The sequence below is a fragment of the Bartonella gabonensis genome (assembly GCF_903679515.1).
Taxonomy (GTDB): Bacteria; Pseudomonadota; Alphaproteobacteria; order Rhizobiales; family Rhizobiaceae; genus Bartonella; species Bartonella gabonensis.
Map to the genome: position 1 here is coordinate 129,724 of NZ_CAHOYM010000002.1, position 11,255 is coordinate 140,978.

The following is an 11,255-nucleotide window of genomic DNA, read 5'->3' on the forward strand; positions in this document are numbered from 1 at the left end:
AATCAAATTGAATGACTATACGCCTTATCAGGCAAAATTTACACTGTTTTTGGAGAAAATAAAGTGAGATGAAAAAGAGCGAGCAGGATCACAAAATGTCTCAAACGGTTTACAGTGCGAGCGAACGAGAAGCTCTTGATTTTCATAGTCGTGGTCGACCAGGAAAGCTTGAGATTGTTGCAACCAAGTCTATGGCAACACAGCATGATTTGTCCCTTGCTTATTCACCAGGTGTTGCGGTTCCCGTTAAGGCAATTGCTCAAAATCCAGCGCTAGCTTATGATTATACAGCAAAAGGCAATCTTGTTGCTGTTATTTCAAATGGTACAGCTATTTTAGGGTTAGGCAATTTAGGTGCCCTTGCCTCTAAGCCGGTCATGGAAGGTAAAGCAGTGCTGTTTAAGCGTTTTGCGGATATTGATTCCATTGATTTAGAAATTGATACAGACGATACGGAAAGTTTTATCAATTTGGTACGTCATTTAGAACCCTCTTTTGGTGGAATTAATCTTGAAGACATTAAGGCACCTGAATGTTTTGTAATTGAAAGTCGCCTGCGTGAGGTGATGAATATTCCTGTTTTTCATGATGATCAACACGGTACAGCAATCATTGTGGCTGCTGGTGTTCTCAATGCTTTGGCTTTAACAGGACGCGATATGCAAAATACGCGGTTAGTTTGTAATGGTGCTGGTTCTGCTGGGATTGCTTGTATTGAACTGATTAAAGCGATGGGCTTTCGTTCTGAAAATATCATACTCTGTGATACAAAGGGTGTGGTTTATGAAGGTCGTAAAGAGGGAATGAATCAGTGGAAATCGGCGCATGCTGTTCGAACGGATAAACGTACGCTTATGGAAGCAATGGAAGGGGCAGATATATTTTTCGGGGTTTCTGCTAAAGGGGCTCTGACCCCTGAAATGGTAAAATCTATGGCACCACAGCCAATTATTTTTGCTATGGCCAATCCTGATCCGGAAATTACACCAGAAGAGGTTTTACAAGTGCGTCAGGATGCCATTGTGGCAACAGGGCGTTCCGATTATCCAAATCAGATTAATAATGTTCTCTGTTTTCCTTATATATTTCGTGGTGCACTTGATGTGCGTGCAACGATTATTAATGAAGATATGAAAATTGCTGCGGCAAGAGCCCTTGCCGATTTAGCGCATGAGGAAGTTCCAGACAGCGTTGCAGAAGCCTACCGCGGAAAGCGATTAAAATTTGGTCCTAACTATATCATCCCTGTTCCCTTTGATCCACGTTTATTCACGGTTGTTTCAGTAGCGGTAGCAAAAGCAGCAATGGAAAGTGGTGTTGCGCAAAAGAACATAGATGATTTAGAGGCCTATGAGCGCGATTTGAATGCAAGACGTGATCCAATTTCTTCCATGATGCGTGGCGTTTATAATCATGTTCGTCAAGCCCCAAAACAAATTGTCTTTGCAGAAGGTGAAGAAGAGCAAGTCATGCGAGCTGCTGTTTCCTATGTTCATCAAAAACTAGGACAAGCGATTTTGATTGGTCGTGAAGAGCAGGTAAGAGAAACGGCTGTTATCGCTGGAATTGATCTGGAACGTGAAGGTATCTCAGTCATGAATGCTAAGCTTTCTTGTCGTACAGATGCTTATTCGAATTATCTTTATAAAAAGATGCAGCGTCAAGGCTGGCTATTGCGTGATTGCCATCGCCATATCAATAATGATCGCAATTATTTTGCTGCGTGTATGGTGGCACTAGGAGATGCGGATGCAATGGTTACAGGGGTGACGCGCAATTATGAAACAGCGCTGGTTGATATACGTCGGGCAATTGATGAAAAACCAAAAGAACGATTGATTGGTATTTCAATGGCTATTTGCCGTGGTCGAACTGTATTTATTGCAGATACTGCTGTTTATGAAAATCCTAATGCGGAAGAATTAGCAGATATAGCGGAACAAACTGCTTCGTTTGTACGTGGATTTGGATATCAGCCAAGGGTTGCATTTTTGGCATTTTCTACTTTTGGTTATATGAAAGGGAAGGTTACACAGCAAATTCAGGATACGATTAATATTTTGCATGAGCGTAAAGTTGATTTTGAGTTTGATGGAGAAATGAGTGCTGATGTAGCACTTAATTCCAAATTAATGCAGCAATATCCATTTATGGGATTAACAGAGCCCGCTAACATTTTGGTTATGCCCGGTTATCACGCGTCTTCCATTGCAAGCAAAATGTTGCAAGAACTTGGTGAAGCAACCATCATTGGTCCTATTTTAATTGGATTGGAAAAATCTGTCCAAATTGTACCGTTTAGTGGAAACGATACAGATATTGTCAATATTGCAATGCTTGCAGCTTACCATGCGGCAAAGGTCGTCTAAAGAAAAAAGACCCTCATATATCAATAATATATCAAAGGGCTTTAATGATAGCAAAAGAATAAATTTTTATGAGGGTTGTATTTGATTGTCTTTTTGTTCTTCAGCGAGACGCTTTTGGAAGAGAGCTGCAAAATCAATAGGATCAATCCACAAAGGCGGAAAACCACCATTTTGAGTAGCATCAGATATAATTTGGCGAGCAAATGGAAATAAGAGACGGGGACATTCAATAAAGACCAGTGGCATAACATGTCCTTGTGTAATGTTTTTAAGGTGGAAAACACCCCCGTAAATCAATTCTACATGAAATAAGGTTTCAGTGTCATCATTGGCTTTGACGGAAAGAGATAAAACAACATCATAATTGTCATCACCAATAGGGTTAGCATTGACATTAATATTGATATCAATTTGTGGAGATTTCTCACGCGCACGCAATGAATGAGGAGCATTAGGATTCTCGAATGATAAATCTTTTAAATATTGCGTTAATACAGCAAAAACGGGCTCTCCACCACTGTTGTTCATTTCACCTTCGGCCATACGACGAACCTCTCTCATTATAACTATGTATATTTATTTTAGATCTAAAGATCGAACTGGTTATCACGCCTTGCAAAAGGTTGCAAGAAATGTACTCTTTATCGTGATTATTTTTTTCGTTCGTTACAGATTTTTTAGACATTTTATTGGTTATCATCATTTTTGCGCCATGGAGATTCTGTCGTATCATGAATTTTGTAATCTTCAATGTTAAGATCAATTATTTTTTCAGAGTCATTTTTCCTTTTCGTATTGGGATTCATTGTGTTTTTAAATGATGAAAAGAAATGCCAAGTAATAGAGCGAATTGGTTTAATAAGAAGTAATATTCCCAAAAGATCAGTTACAAAGCCAGGAAAAATAAGTAAAATCGCACTAAACATAATGAAAGCATTATCAATAATATTGTTTTCTAATGTGCGTCCTTGGATAAATTCACTTTGTATGTTTTTTAAAAGACTAATTCCTTGAATTCGCAATAAAATAACCCCACCTATGGTTGTGAGAACAACCAAACTCAAAGTTGCCAAAATACCAATTTCTTGACCAACAAAGATAAAGCCAGCGATCTCAATTAAAAGAATGCAGAGAAAGATAACGACAAAAAAACGAAGATTTATAGAATAAAATTTTATCACATGAAAATTTCCTTCTGGATGAGGTGGAGAACTTCTTAAGAACATCACTGATATAAAATCTATAAAAATATTTGAATGGTAGAATTCCCCATTTTACATATTTATTGATAAATGATATTAATTGCAATGTTTATTGCAGACTTAAAGCTTGGAGATTGACAGCGCCCATGAAATTTGACGTTATACTTGTCATCGCTCTTGTTGTTATGGTTGTTATTTTTGTGCAACTCCGTAGTGTGTTAGGGAAGCGAATTGGGTTTGAAAAGCCTCCCTTTGATCCTTATTCACGTCGCTCTGAAAAACAAGCTGAGGCAGAAACCACTGATAATATTGTTTCGTTCCCTCATCAAAAAAATTCACAAAAAGGCGATTTTAGTGAAATTGATAAGATTGCCCCAGAGGGAAGTATTTTGAATGAAAATTTGCGCGCACTGCGTAGAATTGATCCTCATTTTTCTCCTCAATTTTTTATAAAAGGGGCAGGGATTGCTTATGAAATGATTGTAACAGCTTTTGCTAAAGGTGATCGCAGTCAACTTAACAGTTTGCTGTGTCAGGATGTTTTTGAGAGCTTTTGTGCAGCTATTGAGCAACGAGAAAAAAATAAAGAAAGAATAGAGTTTACTTTTGTTGGAATTAATAAAATCGAGTTTGTTGCGGCGGCAATACAAGAAAATGACGAACTTTTAACGATACGTATTATCAGTGAAATGATTTCTGTTACTTATAATGAACAAGGTGAGCGTATAGATGGAAATCCTGATACTATTGTAGAAATTAGGGATATTTGGACGTTTGTTCGCAATAGCCTATCGTCGGATCCAAACTGGAAGCTTTTTGCCACAGAAGATGAAAATTAAAGTATTTTTTCTTCCATAAGTACTCAATGATTTATGAGAAATTGAAATGTCCTCAAGTGAATGGAGACAAAAAAGAGATTTATTAACTTCACAAGACTGCCTTGTATGGGCGAAGGTTTGTCGTACAATAACACCGCTTCATGGTAAGAGGCTCTCTTCTATATCAGAAAATATTGCAAATATTAATGATAAAAAACAGCACATAACTCRAATCCCTCGAGGTTTTCAGGTAAATCAACAATGCTCAACAATGATTAAAAAAGAAAAGAGAGCCGTTACGCAAGCGCATAAGATTCATTTCTTTGATCATGTTGCGCATCGTAAAATTTCCCAAGGACGTTATCCTCTTGAGGCACGTCTTGATCTTCATGGTTATATGCAGGAAGAAGCTTATTTTTTCTTAAAAAATTTTTTACAATCCTCTCAGCAGAGTGGATTGCGTTATGTCCTTGTGATTACAGGAAAAGGCCGATCCATTGGGAGTGATGGGGCTTTGTATAGATTTGTTCCTTATTGGTTATCAACACCAGCTTTTCGATATTATGTTCATGCGTTTGAGCAAGCCGCGCGTCAGCATGGCGGTGAAGGTGCACTTTATGTTTGGTTGCGTCGTTTTGTGTCTGGAAAAGGAATGTGAAGCTATTTGTAGCCGTTTCAGGTTCAATATTGATTTCAAAAGATCTCGTATATTATATAGGAGATATCATAGCATATTAATTTATAATTATAATTTTCGTCTATTGAGAAAGAACTTTGAATATAATATTTTCTCATTTTTCATTTTTTACGGTTTAAAGACATTACACCACTCATGAAAAACAGAACATTTCAAGCAGAATACTTTTGGCAAGAAAGAGGGATTGTCCATATATTCCCATCAACCTGATCTTTATGAATATGACGTATAGGGCTTGTACGAACGATTGTAAGAATAAATAAACATGAAGCCGGATATGTCATGTTGGTATGTTGCAAAGTTTTTTATAAAAAGCCGCCACTTTTCTCCGATTCATTATTGATAAATTTTACCTTTTATAGCGTTTTTCCCTTAAGAGAACTTTTTCTTTTGTTGTTGCTTATAAATCAACATTCAAGCCTCATACAGCACAAATATTAAGGTGGTTCATTGCTCTACGAGCTGTATCAGCTATTTGTATACAAATAGGGGGTAAACGTATCTCTATTGGTGTACTCTATGAAACAGGAAAACAGCCTAATTTAGGAAAGATATAGCGTTTTAAAGGTCCCCCCAGTCTTGTGAATTTTGCTTTACGTTTTTTTATCGCGTGTCTTTTGAGGGCATACTCTTCACACACAACAAAACGCTTAAATTATAATACACTTATATTGCATATTCATGCACTTATTTTAGAGAAATATCTCTTAATACTTTCAAGCTTATTCTGTGATAGGGGGCATGAAGTAGTAATCTCCATGAATCGTATAAAACTGATTATATATCTCCATCTTTACGCTTAATAAAAGTTCATGCGGCAACATTACACGACTTTGTTAGCTCCCCTAATATTGTAAAATCCTTGGTATTTGAGGGGTTATAAGAGGCATGCTTTTCTTTAAGTATTTTTACTCTATACGGACTCCTTCCGCTTGTGACGCGCCAAACGAAAGATTTTGATTGATTCAATATAAGAAAGATATTTGTGGATTTTACTTAAGTTGCCAAACGATAAATTATTTTTTACCAACCACGACATTATTCTATTAAGATACAAAAAATAAAACCATAATAGATTGGAATACTGCATTATTCAAAACATATTCCTATGGATAGTTTTAAAAGAAGTACAATTAAATTAAAGAGGATCGTGAAAATAAACAAGAATATGGATTTATAACATATTGCTGCGCAACAGCACTAAAAGATACAATTCCATTAAATATTTTCATAAAGAAATGTTCTCACTCATTAAAAGCCTTATCAAATTTCTTTCTCATAATAATTCGATCATTGAAATTTAATAATAAGGTGCAGAAAGTGCAGAATAGGAAATTATATCGCGGGCATTATACCCTTATTCGCCGTCTTTCAGATATTGGTTGAAATGCTAGCTTAGCATGAAAGGCACAATAGGGGCTATTTTCATCAGAATCGGCACCACAAAAATGAAAATCAGCTGATAATGGATCGCCAACCGGCCATCTACATGTATTTTCACTCAATTGTAGCAGATTAAGTTGCCGTGATATAGGCACCACTACATTCGATTTTGTAGATGTATCAACTTCGTTGACATTTTCTGCTACAAACTCTGTCTTTAAAGCTATTTCTTCAACGTTGATAGATGATGTGTTTATTGGCGATACTGTGGATGGATTGCGACGCGCACGTGGAGATGATGAACTACTTCCTACGGGAGTTTTTTGCCCACGCGTGCTTCCTTGTGGTGTCTTGCCACGTCCCGGCAATTTCAATCGATGTACTTTGCCGATGACCGCATTTCTGCTGACCCCACCCAATTGAGCAGCAATTTGACTTGCACTTAATCCTTCACTCCAAAGCTTCTTAAGAAGCTCAACGCGTTCACATGTCCAACCCATATCAGCACTCCATTCCGATTACGTCACTGAGATGCTCCCCTTTGCATCTTCAAATGTTTCAATAATGTTTTCAATGCGCTGAATGAAAAAAATTACACTCTAAGTGAGCATAAGAAAATCATCCAACCTGTGGAATTTACAAATCAAAACACATCATCTTGCTTAACTGTAGTGTAAATTACAATATGCACTTACTCTATGACAAGAGTCTTTGCCTCTTAAAGAGTTTATTTAGAATGTTTTCCCCAACTTGCAAATCAATCATAGGTTAAACGTCCACTTTTGTCTAAGGCTTTTTCCTCAAATACCTATTTTTAGAATCTTCATTGACTTTTTTTCAATTGGTGTAATGATCTATTGACATAGGCGTAATCATTAATCGTAGTGAAATTGAAAGCACCGTAACGAAGTAGGTCATATTGTTTTATTTGTAGTGATGCTTTGTATATATATTGAAAAGGCTAAAATATAAAGGGAATTATGATGAATGCCATCTCTATACAACCACTTTATGAATGCTTCGCACGACGAGATTTGCATTTTAAACAGGGTCGTGGTGTATGGCTTATTTCCGATAAAGGAGAGCATTATCTTGATTTCACATCTGGCATTGCTGTTAATGTATTAGGGTATTCACATCCCAAATTGGTTAATGCACTCAAAAGACAAGCTGAAAAACTTTGGCATGTTTCCAATCTTTTTCAATCTCCTGAGCAAGCGGCTTTTGCCGCGCGGCTTTGTGCAAACAGTTTTGCTGATAAGGTTTTTTTCTGCAATTCCGGTACTGAGGCATTGGAATGTGCATTCAAAACGGCACGTCATTATTATTATGCCGCTGGTCATCCAGAGCGTATAGAAATAATCACTTTTGAAGGGGCCTTTCATGGACGTACACTTGCAGCACTTGCAGCGACTGGGCATGAAAAATATCTTGAAGGTTTTGGACCTAAAGCTGATGGGTTTATTCAAGTACCTTTTTGTGATGAAGTCGTTTTGCGTAATGCTATTAATAAAAATACCGCCGCTATTCTTATTGAACCTATTCAAGGAGAAGGAGGAATACGAACGGTTTCTGATGAATATTTAAGATTTTTGCGCAAAATATGCGATGATAATGGTCTGTTATTGATTTTAGATGAAGTTCAAACAGGCATGGGACGAACAGGAAAGCTTTTTGCTTATGAATGGAGTGATATCACGCCTGATATTCTTACGCTTGCAAAAGGATTAGGAGGTGGATTTCCATTAGGTGCTTGCCTTGCAACGGATAAAGTTGCACAAAGCATGACACCTGGGACCCATGGTTCAACTTTTGGAGGAAATCTTCTTGGGCTGGCTGTAGGAAATAGTGTTCTTGATCTCCTGTTAGAGCCGAGTTTTCTCAGTCATGTTCAGCGCATGGGGGATAAACTAAAAAGTGGGCTTTTGCACATTCTCAATACGTATCCTGATATTATCTGTGCTGTTCAAGGGATGGGACTAATGGTAGGCATTCAGTGTGTTGTTCCTTCAAATCTTGTCGTTAATGCTTTAGAAAACGAATATCTCTTAAGCGTTGCTGCCAATAACAATGTTGTGCGCTTATTGCCTCCTCTTATCATCAGAGAAGAAGAAATAGATGAAAGTTTACATCGTATTGAAAAAGCCATTGCTTATCTTTCGCACGTCAACAAAGAAGGACAAATATCACATCCATGATAAATGCTCTTCGTCACTTCACTGATTTATCCATTTTAACGCCAGCAATAGCACGTGCACTGATCGATTATGCAAAAATCCTTAAATCATCTTTTAAAGCCGGAAAAGATTCAAAACCCTTTGTGGGTAAAACACTCGCGATGATTTTTGAAAAACCATCCACACGAACCCGTATTTCATTCGATATCAGTATGCGCCAGCTTGGGGGAGATACAATCATGCTTACGGGTTCAGAGATGCAGCTTGGTCATAGTGAAACCATAGCTGACACAGCACGCGTTTTATCCCGTTTTGTGGATATCGTGATATTGCGAACAACAAAACATCAACGTATGCTCGAATTGGCACAATATGCACAAATTCCTGTCATTAATGCCCTTACAGATGATACACATCCTTGCCAAATTCTAGCAGATATTTTAACCTATGAAGAACATCGAGGGCTAATTGCTGGGAAAATATTTGCATGGATGGGGGATGGCAATAATGTGCTCCATTCTTTGATTGAAGCTGCAGCTCTTTTTGGTTTTCGTTTGCGTATTGCTACTCCAGAGGGGAGTGAACCACAAGAAAAATTTGTACATTGGGCGCGTGAACGAGGAGCGCATATTACGTTAACTCATAATCCTCAAGAAGTAGCTCAGGATGCTGATTGTATTATGACTGATACATGGGTTTCCATGGGACAAGAATTTCGTGCTCGCAGTCATTCTATTTTTCAGCCTTATCAAGTCAATGAAGCTCTTATGAAATTAGCAAAATCTGATGCTCTTTTTATGCATTGTCTTCCTGCTCATCGTGGTGAAGAAGTTGTTGATACTGTGATTGATGGACCGCACTCTGTTGTTTTTGATGAGGCTGAAAATCGTCTTCATGCTCAAAAAGCAATTCTTTCTTGGTGTTTACAAGATACGTTTTTCTCTCCACAATAGCTTACTTACAACAAATTATATAAAAGGCCAAGCAATGAGTGAACAAGCTAAAGATGAAGCCTCTCTCAACAACATCCCCTTGGAGGAAGATGATACGGTTATTCCCTTTCAAGTTGAAGAACTTGATATTCGTGGACGTGCTGTACAACTTGGGGAAACTTTAAATTCTCTTCTCACAAGGCATCAATATCCTGAACCTGTTTCTTATCTTCTGGTAGAAGCTTTACTTTTAACTGTTCTGCTTGGAACTTCTCTCAAGCTTACGGGAAAATTTATTTTACAAACCCATTCCGATGGACCGGTTAATATGTTGGTGTGCGATTTTTGTCCTCCTTCCAGTTTACGGGGATACGCTCGTTTTGATAAAGAACAGCTTAAACAAGCCATCGATAATGATCAAACCTCTTCAGAAACACTTTTAGGAAAAGGCACTTTAGCTTTCACGATAGATCAAGGTCCTCACATGCAACCCTACCAAGGGATAGTTGCATTAGATGGATCAAATTTACAAGAAGCTGCTCGTACTTATTTTGATCAATCAGAGCAAATTCCTACCGATATCCGTTTGGCTGTTGCTATATTAATCAATCGTGATCAACAAGGAAAACCGCAAAAAAGCTGGCGAGCTGGAGGTATTTTAACTCAATGTTTGCCCCAAGCATCGTCCCATCATAAAATAGATGACCTTCATCAAAAGCAAGAAGAAATGAAAACTAAACTCCAATTAGATAACCAATGGCAAGAAGCTAAAATACTTATGGCAACGATTGAAAGTTCAGAATTAACAGATCCCCAAGTCGGGAGTAAACAGCTTTTATTTCGTCTTTTTCATGAACAAGGTGTGAGAGTTTTTAATCCTTTTTCTCTTGTCGATCAATGTTCTTGTTCGCGTGAAAAAATTAAAGGAATCCTAGAAGGTTTTCCGATTGATGAACGCGGTAAAATGGTTGAAAATAAACATATTTCAGTGACATGTGAATTTTGCTCGCAAACGTATCGTTTTACACCTCAAGAATTTTTGCAAGAAAAAACATAATCATCTTCATAAAAATGATGATTGTAACAAAAACCCATTTTATTCGTGCTATAAAAACTTAAGCACAAGCTCATATGAAAACTCTTACAAACAGAGAGTGCACTGGGAATAAATAGAGCAATGACACTGAGAGGGAACGGATTTGTTATTTTAAAAGATAAGAATAGTGATGAAAACTTCTCATAAAAATGTGTATTTAAAATAAAAAGCAAAGAAAAACACTCTGTGATTTCGGGTAGGATTTTGTCATATTTTAGGTGTTTTCTCTACAGATATCTTTTTACACGTGTTTTTGAATCAACAATGGTAATCCTGTTATAAAACTTTCTCAAAAGTATAAGGGCCCGTATAAATAAAATGGCGTGCATAGCACGATAAAACTTTATCTTCTTACAAACCTGCATTATCGTATTTTTCAATTTAAAACGTTGTTCATTATACTTATTTTGAAAAAATGCACAAAAAGGCATTTTTAGCTTTTTCTTAGCTATTTTTCTTGATTCAATATAAAAAGATTTAAAAAAAATCTCATAGTATTCGGTGTTTTTATTTAAGAGAGAAAAATAGTAAATTATATTTATAAATCAATATTTTGATATTTTATTTTCTTTTGTTATGAT

At 37.0% G+C, this 11,255-nt stretch carries 9 protein-coding genes; 6 read left to right on the top strand and 3 right to left on the bottom strand.

Annotated features, from left to right (window positions below):
* The first annotated feature begins 68 nt into the window (after nucleotides 1-68).
* Nucleotides 69-2,369: an NADP-dependent malic enzyme gene (locus tag HWX04_RS01225; RefSeq protein WP_175868424.1), complete on the top strand. Its 2,301-nt coding sequence runs from the start codon at nucleotides 69-71 to the stop codon at nucleotides 2,367-2,369.
* Nucleotides 2,370-2,435: 66 nt separating this feature from the next.
* Here HWX04_RS01225 and secB read toward each other — a convergent pair whose 3' ends face one another.
* A complete protein-coding gene (secB, locus tag HWX04_RS01230; protein WP_175868425.1) occupies nucleotides 2,436-2,912 on the bottom strand; it encodes a protein-export chaperone SecB in 477 nt (158 codons plus the stop codon).
* Nucleotides 2,913-3,055: 143 nt separating this feature from the next.
* Nucleotides 3,056-3,550: an FxsA family protein gene (locus tag HWX04_RS01235; RefSeq protein ID WP_175868426.1), complete on the bottom strand. Its 495-nt coding sequence runs from the start codon at nucleotides 3,548-3,550 to the stop codon at nucleotides 3,056-3,058.
* 167 nt (nucleotides 3,551-3,717) lie between these two features.
* On the opposite strand from HWX04_RS01235, the gene HWX04_RS01240 reads away from it, so the two are divergent.
* Nucleotides 3,718-4,410: a Tim44/TimA family putative adaptor protein gene (locus tag HWX04_RS01240; protein WP_175868427.1), complete on the top strand. Its 693-nt coding sequence runs from the start codon at nucleotides 3,718-3,720 to the stop codon at nucleotides 4,408-4,410.
* 46 nt (nucleotides 4,411-4,456) lie between these two features.
* Nucleotides 4,457-5,047, top strand: a complete 591-nt coding sequence (locus HWX04_RS01245; RefSeq protein ID WP_175868428.1) for a Smr/MutS family protein — start codon at nucleotides 4,457-4,459, stop codon at nucleotides 5,045-5,047.
* 1,388 nt (nucleotides 5,048-6,435) lie between these two features.
* Here the strand turns inward: HWX04_RS01245 and HWX04_RS01250 are convergent.
* On the bottom strand, nucleotides 6,436-6,969 hold the full coding sequence (locus HWX04_RS01250; RefSeq protein ID WP_175868429.1) for a GcrA family cell cycle regulator: 534 nt from the start codon (nucleotides 6,967-6,969) through the stop codon (nucleotides 6,436-6,438).
* Between the two features lie 483 nt (nucleotides 6,970-7,452).
* Between HWX04_RS01250 and HWX04_RS01255 the strand changes: the two genes are divergently transcribed.
* Genes HWX04_RS01255 through HWX04_RS01265 form a run of 3 tightly spaced genes read left to right on the top strand, consistent with a single transcriptional unit; the run spans nucleotide 7,453 to nucleotide 10,635 of the window.
* Nucleotides 7,453-8,667 carry an aspartate aminotransferase family protein gene (locus tag HWX04_RS01255; protein WP_175868439.1) on the top strand — a complete coding sequence of 405 codons (1,215 nt, stop codon included), beginning with the start codon at nucleotides 7,453-7,455 and terminating at the stop codon, nucleotides 8,665-8,667.
* Nucleotides 8,664-9,599 carry an ornithine carbamoyltransferase gene (gene argF / locus HWX04_RS01260; RefSeq protein ID WP_175868430.1) on the top strand — a complete coding sequence of 312 codons (936 nt, stop codon included), beginning with the start codon at nucleotides 8,664-8,666 and terminating at the stop codon, nucleotides 9,597-9,599. Before HWX04_RS01255 ends, argF begins: the two co-directional genes overlap by 4 nt.
* Nucleotides 9,600-9,633: 34 nt before the next feature.
* Nucleotides 9,634-10,635 (top strand): Hsp33 family molecular chaperone, encoded by a 1,002-nt coding sequence (locus tag HWX04_RS01265; RefSeq protein ID WP_175868431.1) that lies wholly within the window; start codon nucleotides 9,634-9,636, stop codon nucleotides 10,633-10,635.
* Nucleotides 10,636-11,255 lie beyond the last annotated feature (620 nt).

Coding starts and splice junctions, on each gene's coding strand:
- HWX04_RS01225 (WP_175868424.1), top strand. CDS start 69: ATGAAAAAGAGCGAGCAGGATCACAAAATGTCTCAAACGGTTTACAGT.
- secB (WP_175868425.1), bottom strand. CDS start 2,912: ATGGCCGAAGGTGAAATGAACAACAGTGGTGGAGAGCCCGTTTTTGCT.
- HWX04_RS01240 (WP_175868427.1), top strand. CDS start 3,718: ATGAAATTTGACGTTATACTTGTCATCGCTCTTGTTGTTATGGTTGTT.
- HWX04_RS01250 (WP_175868429.1), bottom strand. CDS start 6,969: ATGGGTTGGACATGTGAACGCGTTGAGCTTCTTAAGAAGCTTTGGAGT.
- HWX04_RS01255 (WP_175868439.1), top strand. CDS start 7,453: ATGAATGCCATCTCTATACAACCACTTTATGAATGCTTCGCACGACGA.
- argF (WP_175868430.1), top strand. CDS start 8,664: ATGATAAATGCTCTTCGTCACTTCACTGATTTATCCATTTTAACGCCA.
- HWX04_RS01265 (WP_175868431.1), top strand. CDS start 9,634: ATGAGTGAACAAGCTAAAGATGAAGCCTCTCTCAACAACATCCCCTTG.